The sequence below is a fragment of the Pseudomonas sp. HMSC065H01 genome, assembly GCF_001815235.1.
Taxonomy (GTDB): domain Bacteria; phylum Pseudomonadota; class Gammaproteobacteria; order Pseudomonadales; family Pseudomonadaceae; genus Pseudomonas; species Pseudomonas aeruginosa.
In genome coordinates this window covers 18704-37915 of record NZ_KV819914.1, presented here as the reverse complement: position 1 = coordinate 37915, position 19212 = coordinate 18704, and the positions used below count along the sequence as shown (strand labels likewise).

17 protein-coding genes are annotated in these 19212 nt (G+C 66.4%); 5 read left to right on the top strand and 12 right to left on the bottom strand.

The window, feature by feature from the left end:
- The first annotated feature begins 99 nt into the window (after positions 1–99).
- Complete coding sequence (locus HMPREF3014_RS24510; protein WP_003119643.1) at positions 100–852, top strand: SAM-dependent methyltransferase; 753 nt, start codon at positions 100–102, stop codon at positions 850–852.
- A gap of 91 nt (positions 853–943) precedes the next feature.
- Complete coding sequence (locus HMPREF3014_RS24505) at positions 944–2110, top strand: MFS transporter (RefSeq protein ID WP_004345139.1); 1167 nt, start codon at positions 944–946, stop codon at positions 2108–2110.
- Positions 2111–2120: 10 nt separating this feature from the next.
- Here the strand turns inward: HMPREF3014_RS24505 and rfaD are convergent, their stop codons facing one another.
- Positions 2121–3113: an ADP-glyceromanno-heptose 6-epimerase gene (rfaD, locus tag HMPREF3014_RS24500; RefSeq protein ID WP_003106207.1), complete on the bottom strand. Its 993-nt coding sequence runs from the start codon at positions 3111–3113 to the stop codon at positions 2121–2123.
- Between the two features lie 95 nt (positions 3114–3208).
- Positions 3209–3499, bottom strand: a complete 291-nt coding sequence (locus HMPREF3014_RS24495; protein ID WP_003091717.1) for an Rdx family protein — start codon at positions 3497–3499, stop codon at positions 3209–3211.
- Positions 3500–3567: 68 nt separating this feature from the next.
- On the opposite strand from HMPREF3014_RS24495, the gene plpD reads away from it, so the two are divergent.
- Positions 3568–5754, top strand: a complete 2187-nt coding sequence (gene plpD, locus HMPREF3014_RS24490; protein WP_003113139.1) for a patatin-like phospholipase PlpD — start codon at positions 3568–3570, stop codon at positions 5752–5754.
- A 7-nt stretch (positions 5755–5761) separates the two neighbouring features.
- On the opposite strand, the gene HMPREF3014_RS24485 is transcribed toward plpD, so the two are convergent.
- The 10 genes from HMPREF3014_RS24485 to HMPREF3014_RS24440 all read right to left on the bottom strand — a co-directional run bounded on the left by HMPREF3014_RS24485 (position 5762) and on the right by HMPREF3014_RS24440 (position 17872).
- On the bottom strand, positions 5762–7810 hold the full coding sequence (locus tag HMPREF3014_RS24485) for a motility hub landmark protein FimV (RefSeq protein WP_023087131.1): 2049 nt from the start codon (positions 7808–7810) through the stop codon (positions 5762–5764).
- A 276-nt stretch (positions 7811–8086) separates the two neighbouring features.
- Positions 8087–8521 carry a MarR family transcriptional regulator gene (locus tag HMPREF3014_RS24480; RefSeq protein ID WP_003091721.1) on the bottom strand — a complete coding sequence of 145 codons (435 nt, stop codon included), beginning with the start codon at positions 8519–8521 and terminating at the stop codon, positions 8087–8089.
- 117 nt (positions 8522–8638) lie between these two features.
- On the bottom strand, positions 8639–9655 hold the full coding sequence (locus tag HMPREF3014_RS24475; protein ID WP_003098754.1) for a DUF2804 domain-containing protein: 1017 nt from the start codon (positions 9653–9655) through the stop codon (positions 8639–8641).
- 150 nt (positions 9656–9805) lie between these two features.
- Positions 9806–10975: a GGDEF domain-containing protein gene (locus HMPREF3014_RS24470; RefSeq protein ID WP_003119637.1), complete on the bottom strand. Its 1170-nt coding sequence runs from the start codon at positions 10973–10975 to the stop codon at positions 9806–9808.
- 88 nt (positions 10976–11063) lie between these two features.
- Positions 11064–13202 carry a DNA helicase RecQ gene (gene recQ / locus HMPREF3014_RS24465; protein WP_003091724.1) on the bottom strand — a complete coding sequence of 713 codons (2139 nt, stop codon included), beginning with the start codon at positions 13200–13202 and terminating at the stop codon, positions 11064–11066.
- 83 nt (positions 13203–13285) lie between these two features.
- A complete protein-coding gene (htpB, locus tag HMPREF3014_RS24460; protein ID WP_003091725.1) occupies positions 13286–13636 on the bottom strand; it encodes a two-component system sensor histidine kinase HtpB in 351 nt (116 codons plus the stop codon).
- A gap of 65 nt (positions 13637–13701) precedes the next feature.
- On the bottom strand, positions 13702–15417 hold the full coding sequence (hsbR, locus tag HMPREF3014_RS24455) for a two-component system response regulator HsbR (RefSeq protein ID WP_023087130.1): 1716 nt from the start codon (positions 15415–15417) through the stop codon (positions 13702–13704).
- Between the two features lies 1 nt (position 15418).
- Positions 15419–15724, bottom strand: coding sequence for an anti-anti sigma factor HsbA (gene hsbA, locus HMPREF3014_RS24450; RefSeq protein WP_003091727.1), 306 nt, complete (start codon positions 15722–15724; stop codon positions 15419–15421).
- A gap of 314 nt (positions 15725–16038) precedes the next feature.
- Positions 16039–16863 (bottom strand): protein-glutamate O-methyltransferase CheR, encoded by an 825-nt coding sequence (cheR, locus tag HMPREF3014_RS24445; RefSeq protein ID WP_003091728.1) that lies wholly within the window; start codon positions 16861–16863, stop codon positions 16039–16041.
- Positions 16864–16939: 76 nt separating this feature from the next.
- On the bottom strand, positions 16940–17872 hold the full coding sequence (locus tag HMPREF3014_RS24440; RefSeq protein WP_003098747.1) for a chemotaxis protein CheV: 933 nt from the start codon (positions 17870–17872) through the stop codon (positions 16940–16942).
- A gap of 131 nt (positions 17873–18003) precedes the next feature.
- On the opposite strand from HMPREF3014_RS24440, the gene flgA reads away from it, so the two are divergent.
- Together flgA and flgM are read left to right on the top strand one after the other, a co-directional pair.
- Entirely contained in the window at positions 18004–18702 is a 699-nt protein-coding gene (gene flgA, locus HMPREF3014_RS24435) for a flagellar basal body P-ring formation chaperone FlgA (RefSeq protein ID WP_003098745.1), read from the top strand.
- 144 nt (positions 18703–18846) lie between these two features.
- On the top strand, positions 18847–19170 hold the full coding sequence (flgM, locus tag HMPREF3014_RS24430) for a flagellar biosynthesis anti-sigma factor FlgM (RefSeq protein ID WP_003098742.1): 324 nt from the start codon (positions 18847–18849) through the stop codon (positions 19168–19170).
- Positions 19171–19212 lie beyond the last annotated feature (42 nt).

The window sequence follows — 19212 nt, the reverse complement described above, 5'->3', positions numbered from 1 at the left end:
TTCCGTCGCTTCTCTGCCAGGCGAAGGCGGTGCCGGGACATGGGAACGCGCATCGCCTTCGATCAACCAACACCAGAGCGAGATTCGCTGGAGGAAGAGGTGAGTCAGAACATGGATCTCACGATCGGGACGCATCGGGAGTCGGCTTTCTACGAGCTGGAGTTCGGTCCGAGGACGATAATGACCCTGGCCAACTTTCCGGACGACGTGCTGCCGTTGTTGCAAATGGAAAGCCTGATGACCTTCGAGGCGATGGCCTACCTGCGCTGCGACGCACTGGTCGAGCTAGGCTGCTACGACGGCCGGGCGCTGGAAATCGCGCGCCTGCTCAATGCCCGCTATCTCGGCGTCGACCTCGACCAGCGGGCGATCGAGACGCTGCGCACGCGGATCGAGCGCGAGGGCATGAGCGATCGCGCGGACACGGTGGTCGACGACATCCTCAACCACACCAGGCGCGGTGCCTCGGTCGGCTCGCGCGCGCTGTACCTGCTGCCGTTCAACCTGCTGGGCAACTTCCGCGAGCCGAAACGGCTGCTCGACTCCCTCGCCGAGCGCAGCGTGGCGGCGGTGGTCTCGGTGTTCGGCGACAGCGCCGAGGCCACCCGCGTCCGCCAGAGCTACTACCGCCGTTGCGGGGTGCAGGGCCTGGAGTTGCACACGCGGGACGACGGCACCGTGTTCACCGGCAGCGACGGCTTCTACTCGCGCTCGTATTCACGCGCCTGCCTCCACGCCCTGCTCGCCGAGTGCGGGCTGACCGTGGTGCGCAGCGCTTCGAACCTGTTCGCCCACTGCGTGACGGTGCTGCCCGAAGGCGCCGACCAGGGCTTCGGTTCGTCGGCGGCATGAGTCACCGTCGTGCATTCATCGCGCGGCCACGGCACGGGCAGGTCGCCGTGGCTCGCTTCATCGTCGTCTGAACCGCTCGGGAGCTGGAAACATGCCTTTGATTGTCTACGTGCTCGGTGCCGCGATCTTCGCCCTGACCACCAGCGAATACATGGTCGCCGGGCTGATGCCGGCGCTGGCCGCCGAATTCGGCGTGTCCTTCGCCGCGATCGGCTACCTGGTCACCTTCTACGCCGGTGCGATGGCCGTCGGCGGCCCGCTGTTGTCCACCGCCCTGCTCCGGGTGCCGCGCAAGAACGCCCTGCTCGGCCTGATCGCGCTGTTCGTGGTCGGCCAGGTCATCGGCGCCCTGGCGCCGGGCTATGCGGTGATGGTCGCGGCGCGACTGGTCACCGCGGTCGCCGCCGCGGCCTTCTTCGGCGTGGCGCTGACCGCCTGCGCCGAACTGGTCGAAGGCAACCAGTTCGGCCGCGCGTCGTCGCTGGTGCTCGGTGGCCTGATGGTCGGCACCGTGCTCGGCCTGCCCGTCGCCACCTGGCTGGGCGAATGGTACGGCTGGCGCGCGAGCTTCTTCGCGGTGGCGCTGGTGGCGGTGCTGGTCGGCCTGCTGGTGTTGCAGCTGATGCCGGCGATCCCGGGGTCGGCGGGCAGCGGCTCGCTGCGCGAGGAACTGAAGGTGTTCAGGAACGCCCATCTATGGTGGGTCTACGCCACCAGTCTGCTGCTGATCGGCGCCACCTTCGCCGGCTTCACCTATTTCGTGCCGATCCTCACCGAGGTCAGCGGCTTCTCCGCCTCGACCGTACCGCTGCTGCTGGTGGTCTACGGCCTGGCGACGCTGGTGGGCAACAACATCGTCGGCCGCCTGGCCGACCGCCATACCATCGCGGTCCTGGCCTTCGGCCTGCTGGCGGCCATCGCCGCGATGGTGGCCTTCGCCCTGTTCGGACAGGTTCCGGCGGTGGCGGTGGCGGCGCTGGTGGTGATCGGCCTGACCGGGGTGTCGATGAACCCGGCGCTGGTGACCCGCGGCGCACGTGTCGGCCATAACAACATGCTGGTCAACTCGGTGCACACCGCCTGCATCATGCTCGGCGTGATGGCCGGTTCCTGGATCGGCGGCCTGGGCATCGCCGGCGGATTCGGCCTGCAGGGCGCGCTCTGGGTCGGCGCGGCCCTCGGAGTACTGGCGCTGCTGACCCTGCTGCCGGAGCTGCGCTTCGCCCGCGCCCCGGTAGGCGGGGCACTGGGCCGCTGAGCAGGATCCCTCAGGCGCTGCGCGCCAGCCAGCGGCAGTAGCCGGCGACGCCCTCTTCCAGGCTCTGGAAATCGTCGCGGTAGCCCGCCTCGCGCAGCAGCTCCAGGTCAGCGCAGGTATGGCTCTGGTAGCGCGCCCGCAGCGACTCGGGGAACTCGCGGTAGCCGAGCAGGCCGCTTTCCACGGCCTGTTGCAGCGACAGGGGCGGCTGGTCGGCGTTGGCGCGGACGCTATTGATCACCGCCAGGGCGACCTCGTTGAAGGTCCGTGCCTGGCCGCTGCCGAGGTTGAAGATTCCCGAACGCTGCGGATGGTCGAAGAAATGCAGGTTTACCCGCGCCACGTCCTCCACCGCGACGAAGTCGCGCAGGTGGCCGCCGGGCGGGAAGCCGCCGTGTTCGCCGAACAGTTCGACCCGCCCGTCGCGGCGCAATTGCTGGTAGCAGTGGTAGGCCACCGAGGCCATCCGCCCCTTGTGTTCCTCGCGCGGCCCGTAGACGTTGAAGTAACGCAGGCCGACCACCTGGCTGCGCGCCTGCGGCAGCGCCCGCCGCACACGCTGGTCGAAGAGGAACTTGGAATAGCCGTAGACGTTCAGCGGCCGCTCGTACTGGCGCGCCTCGCGGAAGGTCCGGCCGGCGCCGTAGACCGCCGCCGACGAGGCGTAGAGGAACGGCACGCCGAGTTCCAGGCTGCTTTCCAGCAGGCGGCAACTGTAGCGGTAGTTGTTCTCCATCATGTAGCGGCCATTGCTTTCCAGGGTGCTGGCGCAGGCGCCCTGGTGGAACAGCGCGCGGACCGTGCCGAAGTCGCCGCGGGCGTAACGCTCGAGGAAGTCGTTCTGGTCCAGGTAGTCGGCGATATCGGCGTCCGCCAGGTTGCGGAACTGCTCGCCGTCGGTGAGATCGTCCACCGCGATGATGTCGGTCTCGCCGCGCCGGTTCAGCGCCTGCAGCAGATTGCTGCCGATGAAGCCGGCGGCGCCGGTGACGATGATGCTCATGGGCACTCCCTTCGACAGGATGAATGCCCCCAGGCTATGCCTATGCGCCGTGCCGCCCGTTGACCTGCAACAAGCCATGGGCGGACGGCAGCGGTTCAGCGGGAAGGACGATCGTTGTGACCGAGGTCACGTTGCGGGTCGATGCGGTCGCGAACCCGCTGCTTGAGCGCCTTGGCCTCGGGGAAGCCGCCGTCGGCCTTGCGCTCCCAGACCTGCACGCCGTCGCAGGTGATGCGGAATACGCCGCCGGTTCCGGGCTCCAGGCAGACTTTTCCGAGATCGTCGGCGAAGGTGCTGAGCAGTTCCTGGGCCAGCCAGGCGGCACGCAGCAGCCACTGGCACTGGGTGCAATAGGTGATGACGATTTCGGGCTTGGCGGTGGGCATGTCGGCGGCTCAGGGGAAACGGTCGCGCCTATAATAGCCGCCTTTTCACCCGGCTCCGGATCGTTCTCATGCGCCGCCTGCTGCTCGTACTGCTGCTCCTGCTTCCCCTGTCCGCCCTCGCCGCGGAGGCCCGGCCGAAGATCGGTCTGGTCCTCTCCGGCGGTGCCGCCCGCGGCCTGGCCCATATCGGCGTGCTCAAGGCCCTCGACGAACAGGGCATCCAGATCGACGCCATCGCCGGCACCAGCATGGGCGCGGTGGTCGGCGGCCTGTACGCCTCCGGCTACACCCCCGCCGAACTGGAGCGCATCGCCCTGGAGATGGACTGGCAGCAGGCGCTGTCCGACGCGCCGCCGCGCAAGGACGTGCCGTTCCGGCGCAAGCAGGACGACCGCGACTTCCTGGTCAAGCAGAAGATCAGCTTCCGCGACGACGGCACCCTCGGCCTGCCGCTGGGGGTGATCCAGGGCCAGAACCTGGCGATGGTGCTGGAAAGCCTGCTGGTGCACACCAGCGACAACCGCGACTTCGACAAGCTGGCGATCCCCTTCCGCGCCGTCTCCACCGATATCGCAACCGGCGAGAAAGTGGTGTTCCGCAAGGGCCACCTGCCCCAGGCGATCCGCGCCAGCATGTCGATCCCCGCCGTGTTCGCCCCGGTGGAGATCGACGGCAGGCTGCTGGTGGATGGTGGCATGGTCGACAACATCCCGGTGGACGTGGCGCGCGACATGGGCGTGGACGTGGTGATCGTGGTCGACATCGGCAACCCGCTGCGCGACCGCAAGGACCTGAGCACCGTGCTCGACGTGATGAACCAGTCGATCACCCTGATGACCCGGAAGAACTCCGAAGCCCAGCTGGCCACGCTCAAGCCCGGCGACGTGCTGATCCAGCCGCCGCTGTCCGGCTACGGCACCACCGACTTCGGCCGCGTGCCGCAACTGATCGACGCCGGCTACCGCGCCACCACGGTGCTCGCCGCGCGCCTCGCCGAGTTGCGCAAGCCGAAGGACCTCAACAGCGAAGCGCTCGACGTGGCGCGCACGCCGAACCAGCGCAAGCCGGTGATCGACGCGATCCGCGTGGAGAACAACTCGAAGGTCAGCGACGAGGTGATCCGCCACTACATCCGCCAGCCGCTCGGCACGCGCCTCGACCTCGGCCGCCTGCAGGACGACATGAGCACCCTCTACGGCCTCGACTACTTCGACCAGGTGCAGTACCGGGTGGTCAAGGAGAAGAAGCTCAACACCCTGGTGATCCACGCCACCGGCAAGAAAGGCGGCACCGACTTCCTTCGCCTGGGCCTCAACCTGTCCGACGACATGCGCGGCGAAAGCACCTTCAACCTCGGCGGCAGCTACCGCATGAACGGCCTCAACCGGCTCGGCGCCGAGTGGCTGACCCGGGTCCAGCTCGGCGACCGCCAGGAACTCTACAGCGAGTTCTACCAGCCGCTCGACGTCGGCTCGCGCTACTTCGTCGCGCCCTTCCTGTTCCACGAGGCACAGAACGTCGACGTCACCGAGGACAACGACCCGCTGCTGCGCTATCGCCTGGAGCGCTACGGCTACGGCCTCAACGTCGGCCGGCAGATCGCCAACAACGGCGAAATCCGCCTGGGCGCGGTGCAGGCCTACGGCAAGGCCGACGTGCGCATCGGCGACCCGAGCCTGCCGGACATCGACTTCACCGAGGGCTACTACGAACTGAAGTACTCGTTCGATACCGTCGACGACGTCAATTTCCCCCACGAGGGCGAGGAGATCGGCCTGACCATGCGCCGCTACGACAAGTCCCTCGGCTCGGACGACAGCTACCGGCAGTGGGACCTGCGGCTGAACAAGGCGCTCAGCTTCGGCGCCGACACCTGGGTGTTCGGCGGCGGCTACGGGCGCACCCTGGACGACGCCGAGGTGGTCACCTCCAGCTTCACCCTCGGCGGCGCCCGCGAGCTGTCGGGCTTCCGCCGCGACGCGCTGTCCGGGCAGAACTACAGCCTGGGACGGATCGTCTATTACCGGCGCCTCACCGAACGTTCCTTCCTGCCGCTGGACTTCCCGCTGTACCTGGGCGGCAGCATCGAGCGCGGACGCATCTGGAACAACGACAACGAATACGACAGCGGCTACATCAACGCCGCCAGCCTGATGATCGGCTTCGATACGCCGCTGGGGCCGCTGACCTTCAGCTACGGGATCAACGACGAGAACTTCAAGGCGTTCTACCTGAACCTCGGGCAGAACTTCTGAGCGGAGTTCAGGCGATCAGCGCCAGCAACTCGCGCGCCTCGGCCTTCTGCCACGGGTCGCCGTGCGCCACCACCAGGCGCAGGATGCGGCTGGCCTGGTCGAGATCGCCGCTGTCGATGCAGGCGCGGGCCCGGTCCAGGCTGGCCGAGGCCTCCTCCGGCGGCACCGTGGCCGGCTCTGGCTGGTCGAGTTCGAGGTGTTCGTACTCGGCGACATCCGGCAGTTCATGGAGATTGCTCTCGAACGCCAGGGGCTCCTCCGCCGGTTCCGCCTTGCCGGCAGCGGCGCGGCGCGGCAGGTCGGGGTTGTCCAGGGGATTCTCCAGGGCGCCCCAGTCGAGATCGAGATCGAGGTTGAGGTCGCCGAAGCCGTCGGCGCCCGAGGACGCATCCGGTTGCTGCAAAACGGGCGGCTCGGCCAGCGGCAGGTCGCTCCAGTCGTCGTCCTTGGTTGTTGCCGCCGGCGTCTCGGTCGCCGGCATCTGTAGCAGCGCCGGGTAGCGTCCGCGCAACTCGTCGATGGCCTCCGGGTTGCCGCCACTGGCCAGGGTTTCCTCGGCCAGCGCGTCGAAGCCGGCCGCATCGCCCAGCTCAGCCAGCACCAGCAACAGCTTCATCCGCGCGCTCAGGCGCTGCGGCTGCTCGGCGAGTACCTGACGCAGCAGGTCGCGGGCCTGTCCGTAGCGACCGTAGGCGATATAGATGTCGGCGCCGTCCAGCTTGTCCGCCGCAGCCATGGCGGCGCGCGGAGCGGCGGCCGGAGCAGGCGGAGGAGACGGCGGCGGGCTGGAGGGAACGGCGACCGGCGGCCTGGCCTGTTCCTCGACCTTTGCCGGCGCCGGTGCGGCCGCCGGGGGGCGCGGCGCACGCCGCAGCGGCAGGTTCAGGGCGACCCGGCGCTTCGGTTCGACCGCCGGGACAGGAGCCTCTTCGCGGCGGCGACGCAACAGCAACACGCCGAGCAGAGCGAGGACCAGCAGCAGGACGATCATCCAGCGCCAGTACTGCGAGTCCGTCGGCGTTTCAACCGGTTGCGCAACCGAAGGCGCGGCCGCGGCGGGCGGCGGTGCCGCGGGCCGCACCGCCTGGCGCCGGGCCAGTTGCTGTTGCAGTTCGGCGACCTGGTGATCGCGCTGCTGCAGTTGTTCCTGCAAGGCCTGCAACTGGCGTTGCAGATCGTCCATCCGCTGGCTCAGTTCCTCCCGTTGCCGGGCCAACGCCTCGGCCTCGGCATCCGCCTGGCGCTGCGCCTCGACGAGAGCCGCCGGAGCGTTTTCCACCACGGCGGCATCGGCTGGCGGCAGGACTTCCACGGCCGCCTCCTTCACGGCGCCGGGCGCGCCTCGCTCCGGCTGGTAGCCGGCCGGCAGGCGCAGGCGCGCGCCGGCCTTGAGCCGGTGCCGGTCGGCATTGACGAAGGCCTGCGGATTGAGCTGGTACAGGGCCTCCATGAGTTGCGCGCGATCGGCGTTGCCGGCACCACGCAGGCGTCCGCTGATGGCCCAGAGGTTGTCGTTGGGGCGAGCCAGGTATTCCTCGCCCGGCTCCAGCAGTGCCGGGTCTACGACGGCCGCGGCACTACGCGGCGCGGGCGCCAGCGTCGAGGATTGCCGCTGCGGCTCGATCCCGCTGCGCGCGGCCGGAAGCATGCGCGTCGTATAACCGAGTGGATCGAGCAGTACGGTGAATTCGCGCACGATGCGGCCGTTGGGGCGTGCCACCTCCACCAGGAAATTCAGGTAGGGCTCCTGCACCGGTCGGCTCGAGGACACATGGATGCGATTGCCACCGCGCCCCTGGAGCAGCGGACTGAAACGCAGCTCGTTGAGGAACTGCAAGCGTTCCACCCCGGCCGCGGCGAAGACGTCGGCGCCCGCCAGGCGGACCTCGATCTCGTCCGCGCCGAGATCGCCGACGTCGAGCAGTTCGATATCCGCATCCAGCGGCTGGTTGAGCGCCGAATGCAGGGTGATGTCTCCCACTCCCAGGGCGCTCGCCTGCCCGGCCAACAGGCACGACCAGGCACACAACATGACACGCAAGGCTTTACCGGGCATTCCGTTCTTTTCTCCGCACTTCGAGCACACAGCCGGCCAGCGGTCGACTGCTACATCTATTTCATGTTAGCCCGAATTTCGCCCCGTACAGGGCTGAACGCACCACATGGCGCAAGACATGGCTTTTTGCCATCACTGAATAGAGGAATGCCGTGGAAACGGTCAAGATTTTTCGTCAGAAAACCGACGAAAACCTCTGTAGAGGGCTTTCGGACGAAAGCCCAGGAGGTGATGCCATAAAAATGGCGATTCTAGCGGAATTTCGTGACGCAGTGCTCAGCGCTTTTCCAGGTTCGCCAGGATTCGCAAGAGCACCTGCTGGCACAGCGCCTGCTCGGACTCGTCGATGCCGGTCAGTACGTCGTTGCGAACGCTGGCGGCGATGGCCTCGATATCGGCGATCAGCACATCGGCCTTGGGCGTCAGCACGATGTGCTTGGCCCGCCGGTCCTCCGCCACCGCCAGGCGCCGTACCAGGCCCTGGGACTCGAGGCCGTCGAGCAGCCGCGCCAGGGTCGGGCCTTCGACCCCGACCGATTGGGCCAACTCGCGCTGGGTGGGCGAATCGCGATGGCGCGCCAGATGCAACAACACCAACCAGCGCGCCTGGGACAGGCCGAGGTGACTGAGGCGGCGGTCGAGTTCAGCGCGCCAAGCACGGGAAGTCTGGGCTAGCAAGGTGCCGAAATAGTGCTTGTCTGTCTGAGCCATAGGAAAAAGGAGGTCCGATATTTCATTTGACTAATTATTAGTCGGCTAATAATGCCCGTCCAATTCCCCCCCGTACAATGACAAATTGTCGCACGATATGCCCAGGCCAGGCCCTGTCTACCACTTCGCGTACTGGTCCTCGACGAAGCCCCAGAGCCGCTCGATCCTCACCTCGGCACGACCTCGCGGACGCAGCACACCGCTGAAACAACCGAATATCTGCTTGAAGTTGCTCGCCAGCAGACCGAGGTTCAGCCGCTCCTGATGCATGCCGTGAGCCTCGAAGCGCAGCTCCACCTGGCCATCGTATGAACGGATGGTCCAGGGCCGCAGCGGCTGGTCGCGGTCGAAGTCGAAGCGCACGCTGTCGACCTTCAGCAGTTCGCCGTCCAGCCAGTAGCAGTTCTCGGTGAAGCTGGTCTCGTTGACCCCGCACGACAGGTTCAGGCCGACCCGCAAGCCGTCCGCCTCGCCGGACAGGCAAGCCCAGTTCCAGAAGGTTTCCGGGCGCATGTAGCCCGCCGACCAGTCGTGATGGGCGAAGGCGTCCAGCGCCTGCAGGTCGTGGTCGCCGAGGGCGCTGCGCACGTCGCCGCGACAGCGCACGCCGGCCACCTTCTGCGCGTAGACCCAGCCGTTCACCGCGGTCGGCGTACACAGGCACATCGGCTGGAAGCTCGGCGCCTCCTCGCTGAAGCAGGCGTCGATGCGGGTGCCATCGTCGAGTTCCACCAGCAGGCGTTTCTCCCGGTGAGCCATACGGTTCTCCAGGCGTAGCAGGTTGCGCCCCTGGCGCAGTTCGCAGACGCCGTCGTCCGGGGTCTGGGAAAACCGGGTTCCGAACCCCAGCGGCAGCTTGAAGCGCCGCTCCAGCATGCGTCCGCTGGAAGGCTGGTAGAGGTAGACGAAGCCGACGCCAAGCAAGCTCAGCTGGGCCAGGGCGCAGCCGCCGATCAGCTCCGGGCTGATCAGGCCGAAGTACTGGAACTGATGGAAGCGTCGCCATTTGCCCAGGGCCCCCACGCGCCGGCCCATCGGCGAACGGAAGTCGAAATCGCGGTAATTGATGTGCTGCGGGGCACTCGGGAAGATGCCGTAGTGCGGTTGGCCGTTGGCCTGGATCAAGCGCTGCATGGGGTCCGTCCGGAAGTCGTCTCGCGGTGGGGCCGGCAGCTCTGCGAAGAGCGGCCGTGTCTGGCATTTTTTCCTGTCGAACCTAGCATTCGCCGCCTCGTCCCGCAGTCACCGGCGGCGCCAGCCACAGGGACAAAATCGGCCATGGACTCAGGCCACCACCTGGTTGCGGCCGAACGCCTTGGCTTCGTAAAGCGCGCGATCGGCATGCTCGTAGAGATCGTAGAGACGCTTCAGGTCGTTGCCCGGGGTCGGCCACAGGCAGGACACGCCGACCGACAGGGTCACTTCGCGCGCCGTGTCCGACGCCTCGTGCTCCATGCGCAGCGCCTGGACCTGTGCGCGCAGCGCTTCCGCGCGCAGCCTCGCCTCGTGCTCGTTGGCGCCGTACAGCAACAGGGCGAACTCTTCGCCGCCCAGGCGCACCGCCATGTCCAGCGGACGCCTGGCATTCGCCTCGAACACCGCGCCGATGCGCTGCAAGACCGCATCGCCAGCCTGGTGTCCGTAGCGGTCGTTATAGGCCTTGAAATGGTCGACGTCGCAAAGCAGCAGCGCCAGGGTCTTCTGTTCGCGCTGGGCCTGGCGCCAGAGGCGGTCGAGGTGCTGGTTGAAGCTGCGCCGGTTGTGCAGGCCGGTCAGGCTGTCGTGGTCGGCCATCACCCGCAACAGGCGGCTGATGAGGAAATGCTCGCGCGACTTGAACTCCAGCAGGTAGCAGCCGACCGCGCCGATCAGGTTACCGAACAGCAGGAACAGCAGGTTGTTGCCCAGCGGCTCCTGGGTACCCGCCCACCACTCGAAACCCAGGTAGGCGAGCAGCACCACCAACGCACAGCTCAATGCCTGCGACAACCGCAGGCCGGCGAGGAAATAGGCGGCGAAACTGACCAGCAGCAGGCCTTCGTAGGGATAGCCGGGATCCGCCCGGTGCGCCAGGCCGACCACCGCCGCCGCACCGACGCCAAGGGCGAGGACGCAGGCGATGCTCAGCGGCACCATCAGTTGGATGTGCCGGCGCAGCATGATCAGGCAGCCGCAGACCAGCAGCAGGACCAGCACGCCAAGGCGCACCGCCAGTACGCCCCACAGCGGGGGACCAGCGAGGATCAGCAGGTCGATGCCGATGAACGCCAGCCAGACGAGCATGCCGACGCTGAGGGCGATGCGTTTCAGCGCGAAGCTGTCCTCCAGCATGTAGCGCCGGTAGTCACGCTCCAGTTCGGGAAGGAAACGCAGACCGCGGAAACCGCGGTTCAATTGGTCGGCATAGAGATTGGAACGGGAGTCGTCCAACCGGTCCTTCTGTGTCACGCACACCTCTTCTCTTGGAGGGCTTGGCGTCACAGTAGACGCTTGCGAAGGACGTCACAAGATTGGCGTCAGAAAATACCGGCAAATGGCCATATCACGACTCCAGTTCCACCTGCAGGGCGGCGCGCACGCAGTGCAGCACGCCACTCGGCACCCGCTTGCCGAAACGCTCCTCCAGCGCCGCCACCGGCGGCAGTTCGCCGTCTTCCTCGAGGAAGGCGTCCTGGATTTCGCCGAGGAGTTCCTCGGGCAGATCCAGCGCCTGCTCCAGGCTCACCTGCTGACCGGCGATGGCCTCGGCGAGCATCGCGTAGACGTTCTTCTCGCTGCAATTGAGCTGGCGGGCTATCTGCGCCGGGGTCATCCCCGCACAGGCCAGGCTGGCCAATTCGTGGCGCAGGTCCTGCGGCGGCGCGGCGGGCGCCGCCGGCGAGTCGGTGAGGACATCGAGGAAGGCCTGGCCGTAGCGCTCCAGCTTGCGCGCGCCGACCCCGCTGACCTGGGCCATGTCGGATAGCGAGCGCGGCTGGCTGCGGAGCATTTCCAGCAGGGTCGCGTCGGGGAAGATCACATAGGGCGGCACCGAATGCTCTTCGGCCAGCTTGCGCCGCAGCGCGCGCAGGGCCTCCCACATTTCCCGCTCTTCGCTGCGCACCAATTGGCTGGCGGCGCTGGCGCCGCCGCTGGAGGAGCCCTTGGCGCGCTGGGGTTTGAGGTCGCGGCGCAGCTCCAGCCGCACCTCGCCCCGCAGCAGCGGACGACAGGCCTCGGTCAGGCGCAGGCCGCCGAAGCCGTCCAGGTCGACGTCGGCCAGGCCGCGCGCGACCAACTGGCGGAACAGGGTCCGCCATTCGTCTTCGCCACGCCCCTTGCCAATCCCGAACACCGCCAGGTGCTGGTGGCCGAGACTGCGGATCTTCTCGGTCTCGCGGCCGAGCAGGATATCCACCAGATGGCCGACGCCGTAGCGCTGGCCGCTGCGGTAGATCGCCGACAGCGCCTGGCGCGCGGATTCGGTGGCATCCCAGGTTTCCACGCCGTCCACGCAGTTGTCGCAATGCCCGCAGGGCTGCGGCATCTCCTCGTCGAAATAGGCCAGCAGCGCCTGGCGCCGGCAACGGGTTTCCTCGCAGAGCGCCAGCATGGCTTCCAGCTTGTGCCGCTCGACGCGCTTGTGCCGCTCGTCGCCCTCGGAACTCTGCATCATCTGCCGCAGCAGCAGGACGTCCTGCAGGCCGTAGGCCATCCAGGCGTCGGCCGGCAGGCCATCGCGGCCGGCGCGGCCGGTTTCCTGGTAATAGGCCTCGAGGCTCTTGGGCAGGTCGAGGTGGGCGACGAAACGCACGTTGGGCTTGTCGATGCCCATGCCGAAGGCGATGGTCGCCACCATGATCAAGCCTTCCTCGTTGAGGAAGCGCTTCTGGTGGTGGGCACGCAGTTCGTTGGACAGTCCGGCGTGATACGGCAGCGCGGGGAAGCCCTGGTTGCCAAGGAATTCCGCGACCTCCTCGACCTTCTTCCGCGACAGGCAGTAGACGATGCCGGCATCGCCGCGCCGCTCGGAGAGGAAGCCGAGCAACTGCTTGCGCGGCTGCTCCTTGGGCACGATGCGGTAGAAGATGTTCGGCCGGTCGAAGCTGGAGAGGAACTGCTCGGCGTTCTGCAGGTGCAGGCGCTGGATCATCTCCTCGCGGGTACGCATGTCCGCGGTGGCGGTCAGGGCGATCCGCGGCACCTGCGGGAACAGCTCGGCAAGCTGGCCGAGCTGCAGGTATTCGGGACGGAAGTCATGGCCCCATTGCGACACGCAGTGCGCTTCGTCGATGGCGAACAGGCCGACCGGCAGTCGTTGCAGGAAGGCCAGCATGCGCGGCTGGACCAACCGCTCCGGTGCCAGGTAGAGCAGCTTGATCTCGCCACGCTGCAGGCGCTCGGCGATGTCCCGCTGCTGCTCGGGGTTGAGGGTGGAGTTCAGCGCCACCGCCGGCACGCCGAGTTCGTCCAGGGTGGCGACCTGGTCCTCCATCAGCGCGATCAGCGGCGACACCACCACCGTCAGGCCTTCGCGCAGCAGCGCCGGGACCTGGAAACACAGGGACTTGCCACCGCCGGTGGGCATCAGTACCAGCGCATCGCCACCCTCGGCTACCCGCTCGATGATCCGTGCCTGGTTGCCACGGAAGGCGTCGTAACCGAAAACGTCTTTGAGGATGCGTAGGGCTTGCTCGCGCATGAAGGACTCCAAATCGAGCGGCGCATTATACGCCAGGGAGGCTCGATCGGGCCGGTACCTTGTCGCCGGAAAGGACGAAAACCTCAGCGATAGCGCTGACGTTCCTGTTTGAAAAGGATGCGGACGATGGCGAATTCGCGCTCCATCTGTTCGATCAGCGCCGGCGCCCGTTGCAGGTCGCCGCGCCTGGCGCTTTCCTCCAGCTCCTTGCAGTAGCCGGCGAGGAGTACCGCGCCCATGTTGCTGCTGCCTCCCTTGAAGCTGTGTGCGGTATGCCGCAAAGCCTGGGCATCGCCGGCCTGAAGGGCGGCATGCAGGCTGCGCAGGCGCTCCTCGGAGTCGAGCACGAAGGTATCCAGCAGGACCGGATATTCGTCCTCCATGACCTCCTGCAGCGAAGCCAGAACACGATCATCGAGATGCGGCGCGGACATTCGATCGCTCCCTGAAGTCGACTTCCGATGCCCTACCCATTAGGAGCACCGCGACGAAAGCGCGATTATGCCTGAGGCGACCAGAAAAACTCCACGGACACCACCTTTCCGTCGGCCGACCACTGGCAACGATCGGACAATTCGCGGATCAGGCGCAAACCCCTGCCGCAGAGGCGTTCCTGGCGCTCCACGGCATTCAGCGCGCGCTCCACGTCGAAACCTTCGCCGCTGTCCTCGACCCGCACCAGCAGACGCCCCCCCGCGCCATGCGGCGCCAGGTCCAGGTGCAGTCGCACGTAGCCGTCGCACAAGGCCTGCAGGCGGCTGACCCGCTCCTGGTAATAGCGGGCGAATCCCGCCGCGTCGCTCTTCATCGTCGAATCGAGGCCGATGACGCCATGTTCCAGGGCGTTCGAATAGAGTTCGGCGAGCACCGTATACAGCGCGCCGCCGCGCGCGCGCAGGTCGTGGACCTCGAGCAGCAGTTGCAGCACATGGGGCAGCGGGTTGAAATGCTTGAGGGTTTCGGCGCGGAATTCGAAGCTCACCGACCAGTCCAGCGGACTGCTCACGCCGCTATCGGAAAACGCCAGCGGCGGGCATTGCAGGCCGCTATCCGGCTGCAGCCGCACTTCGAGCATGCTCACGTCGTCCTGCACCGCGCCGCGGAACTGCGCCAGGCTGCGCTGGATCTCGTCGAACAGCGCGGACGGCTGGCGATTGCGCTCGAACAGCTGGAGCAGCCGCGCCTCGCCGAACATCTCGCCAGCCTTGTTGCTGGCCTCGAGGACCCCGTCGGAAAACAGGAATATCCGATCTTCGATATCCAGCGGATAGGTTTCGCAACGGTCGCTGAACGCCGCCGGTTCGAGGATTCCCAGCGGCAGGTGGCGGGACACCAGGGCGACCCGCTCGCCGCTGGCGGCGCGCAGCAGGTAGCCGTCCGGCAAGCCGCCGTTCCAGACCTCCACCAGTTCGCGCTGGAAGCTCAGGTTGAGCAAGGTGGCGCAGCAGAACACGCCGACCGGCAGGATGCGCTTCAGCTTGGCGTTCATCTCGCGGAGGATGTCGGCCATCGGATAGCCCTTGGCGGTCATCCCGTAGAACACCTCGGCCAGCGGCATCGCGCCGATCGCCGCCGGCAGGCCGTGGCCGGTGAAGTCGCCGAGCAGCACGTGCATGCCGCCGGACGGCTTGTAGGCGGCCAGCAGCAGGTCGCCGTTGAACAGCGCGAGGGGCGATTGCAGGTAGCGCACGTTGCTGGCGTTCAGGCAGCCGGAATGGGCCACCTTGTCGAACACCGCCTTGGCCACCCGCTGTTCGTTGAGCAGGTGCTCGTTGTGCCGGACGATCAGGTCGCGCTGCTCCAGCACCGTTCGTTGCAGCAGGTGCAGGCGTCCCATGGCGTTGATCTTGGCTTCGAGGATCACCCGGTTGTACGGCTTGGAGAGGAAGTCGTCGCCGCCCGCCTCCAGGCTCTGCACCAGCGCCTCGGTTTCGCTGAGGGAGGTGAGGAAGATGATCGGCACCAACTCCTCGCCGGCCTGCTGCTTGATCCGCCGGGCAGCCTCGAAGCCATCCATCACCGGCATCATCACGTCCATCAGGACCAGTTGCGGCCGCTCGGTCTCGAACAGCGCCACCGCCTCCAGGCCGTTGCCGGCGGTCAGCACGCGATGCCCCTGGCGGCTGACGATGGTCGACAGCAGCAGGCGGTCGGCCGCGTTGTCCTCGGCGATGAGAATCGTCAGGCTCTCGATCCGCGCCGCCGGGGGATTCATCTCAGCTGATCTTGAACAACTGCTCGAAGTTGGAGATGGCGAGGATCTTGCGCACTTCCGGGCTGCAGTTCGCCAGGCTGATCTGCGCGTTCTCGCCGCCGGCGTGGTCGCGCAGCAGCAGGAGCATGCCGAGGGCCGAGCTGTCCAGGTAGGTGGCGTTGCGCAGGTCGACGACATAGCGTCGCGGAGTGATCGCGACGCGCTCGTAGGCGTCGCGGAAATCCTGATGGGCCCCGAAGTCGAAGCGCCCCTGGATCTGGATGGTCAACTCTTGCCCATCGGCCGAGGGCAGCGCAGTGATGGCCATGGAAGTCTCCTGGTAGGCGTGGCGGATCGAGGGAAGGCTTGAATCATGTAAGCAGTTCCCCGGCAAAGCGGCAACTTGCCAGATCACCTGACTATCAGAAATATCTGTCAATACAACTAGATCGCGCAGTCCTAAACTGCCCCGCTCCGAGCCAGCCGTCCTGTGCCGAGCGGGCTGCGACGGCGCCGCCGCGCGTGGCGCTCGGAGCCTGGGCAGTGGGCGAAAGTCTCGTCCCACCTGCCCGTCCCAAGCGGACCCGCGCCAGGCTGCCAGGTCACCCCCGGCGCAACCTGGCGCGGGTCCGCTTCCTTGCGCTACTTGGCCCGGTAGATGATGCCCGGGCTGCACTGCACCATCTGGTAGTGGTCGGGCAGGTTGTTCAACGCCTCGGAGGCGCCGAGGAACAGGTAGCCGCCAGGCTTGAGCGTGCCATGGATGCGCAGCAGGATGTCGCGCTTCACCTCGGCGGAGAAATAGATCAGCACGTTGCGGCAGAACACCATGTCGAACTTGCCGAGGCTGGCGTAGCTGTCCAGCAGGTTCAGGGCACGGAACTCGACGCGGCTGCGGATCGCCGGCTTGACCGCCCAGCGCCCCGGTCCCTTGGCGTCGAAATAGCGTTGCAGACGCTCCGGGGACAGACCGCGGCCCATCGCCAGGGTGTCGTATTCGCCGGCCTTGGCGGCGGTGAGCATCGACCCCGACAGGTCGGTGGCGACGATCTGCACGCCCGCCTTCAACTGCCCCAGGTTGGTCTTCTCGAACTCGTCGATGGCCATCGACAGCGAGTACGGCTCCTGGCCTGACGAACAGGCCGCCGACCAGATCCGCAGGCGCTGCCCGCCGTTGGCCTTGATCAGTTCGGGAAGAACCCGCTGCTTGAGCACCTCGAACGGGTAGGTATCGCGAAACCACAGGGTCTCGTTGGTGGTCATCGCGTCCACCACCATCTCGCGCAGGCCGCCGCGCTGGGTCTGGATGCGCTGCACCAGCTCTCCCAGGCTCTTGATGCCCTGCTGCTCCATCAGCTTGTTCAGCCGGCTCGAGACCAGGTACTGCTTGTTGCTGCCCAGCACAATGCCGCAGGTCTTCTCGAGGAAGACCCTGAACAACTCGAAATCCGCATTAGCTGCCGACACGCATAAGCCTCTTCGCCCTGGGCGACCGGAACGCAGCCGGTCGCCCGTATTCACATTGTTGTCGAGGGCCGATCGCTCAGCCCGCGTCCACCGCCTTGATCCGCTCCACCACCCGCGCCGCCAGATCGTCCGGACGGAACTTGGCGAGGAAGTCGTCCGCACCGACCTTCTTCACCATCGCCTGGTTGAAGACCCCGGACAACGAAGTATGCAAGAGAATGTGCAGTTTCTGCAGGCGGGGATCGCTACGGATTTCCGCCGTCAGGGTATAACCGTCCATTTCCGGCATTTCGATGTCGGAGATCAGCATCAGCAGCTCGTCTTCCGGACGCCGTCCCTCGGAGAGCATGTTCTGCAGGTACTCCAGGGCCTGGCGCCCGTCGTTGAGCGCGGTCATTTCCACGCCGACCGCCTCCAGGCAACGGATTACCTGCTTGCGCGCCACCGACGAATCGTCCACCACCAGCACCCGCTTGGTCACCGCGCGGCTCTGGGTCTCGGCGTCCACCACTCCGTGGGACACTTCCTCGGACGTCGGTGCGACCTCCGCGAGCACTTTTTCCACGTCGATGATTTCCACCAACTGCTTGTCCACCCGGGTCACCGCGGTCAGGTAATGCTCGCGGCCGGCGCCCTTGGGTGGCGGATGGATCTCTTCCCAGTTCATGTTGACGATGCGCTCCACCGAGCGCACCAGGAAGCCCTGCACCTTGGTGTTGTACTCGGTGATGATCGCGAAGCTGTTGGTCAGGTCCTGCAACCCGCGGCGGCCGGTGGCCAGCGCCAGGTCGAGGATCGGAATGGTGCCTCCGCGGATGTTCGCCACCCCGCGCACCACCGGGCTGGACTTGGGCATCACCGTCAGGCGCGGGCACTGCAACACCTCTTTCACCTTGAACACGTTGATGCCGTAGAGCTGGTTGCCGTCCAGGCGGAACAGAAGCAGCTCCAGACGGTTCTGTCCGACCAACTGCGTACGCTGGTTGACTGAATCCAAAACACCGGCCATTGGCGCTCCCCTCAGACGGTCGTGCCGGACTCCGGCACGACCATTGCTTAACCCGTTGCATGAAACAGGCAACGACAGTTTTTCGACGAATAATGGCATGTAGCCATACTTCTCTACGGTTTTTACCCGTTTTGCTCGGGCTCGGCTACCTGTGCGCGGCTAACAACAGCCAGGCCCAGGGTTTTACCGCTCCCGAGGTACTTATCGGCTCCACCCAGGGGTTTCTTGAATTCAAGGTAGAAGAATATCTGCAGAATAGCGGACTCGACGGGCGCTACCAGATTCAGGTCAATCGCGTCGACCCGCGCTTGCGCCTGGCCGAATGCGACAGGGACTTGACGCTCAGCCAGGAAAGTCCGGCACAACCGATCGGCAGGGTCACCGTGCGCATCAGTTGCGAAGGCAGTGCGCCCTGGACCATCTTCATGCCGGCGCAGGTGAAACTGTTCCGCCAGGTAGTGGTCGCGGTGCAGCCACTCAAGCGCGCGCACGTGCTGGAGGATGCCGACATCGCCCTGGTCGAGCGCGACGTCGGCCTGCTGACCCAGGGCTACCTGACCGATCCGGCCCGCGTCGTCGGGCAGAAGCTGCGCCGACCGGTGGTCAACGACCAGGTGCTGGCGCCGGTCTTCCTCGAGCAGGCCGAGGCCGTGCGCAAGGGCGACCAGGTGGTGATCCTCGCACGCACCGCCACCATCAACGTCAAGATGCCCGGCGAGGCGCTGTCCGATGGCGCCCCGGGCCAGCAGATCCGCGTGCGCAACCTGCGCTCGCAGCGGATAATCAAGGCCCGCGTGATAGAACCCGGCACGGTCGAGGTGAATATGTAGAGGGAAAGCCGTGGCCGGTAGCGCTGGCGCTACCCCGGCGGGTTTCTCTAAACTGGGAAACGACGCACGAAAATAAGTCCTAAAGTTTTTCAAGCCTTCGCCGAAAAGCTAGGCAAGCGTCCAATACCTTCGAGGTTTACAACCATGGTCATCGACTTCAACCGGCTGAATCCCGGCAGCACGCCAGCCACCACCGGCCGTACCGGCAGCACCGCCGCAGGTCGCCCCGACGCCACTGGCGCCGACAAGGCAGGCCAGGCCGCGACTTCCGCTCCGAAGAGCGGCGAGTCGGTGCAGATCAGCGAAACCGCCCAGAACATGCAGAAAGTCACGGACCAGCTGCAGACCCTGCCGGTGGTCGACAACGATAAGGTTGCCCGGATCAAGCAAGCGATCGCCGATGGCACCTATCAGGTCGACAGCGAGCGTGTTGCCAGCAAGCTGCTCGACTTCGAATCCCAGCGCTGACCTCGAAGGACGCGCTGGAGGACATTGGACGCCGAATGAACT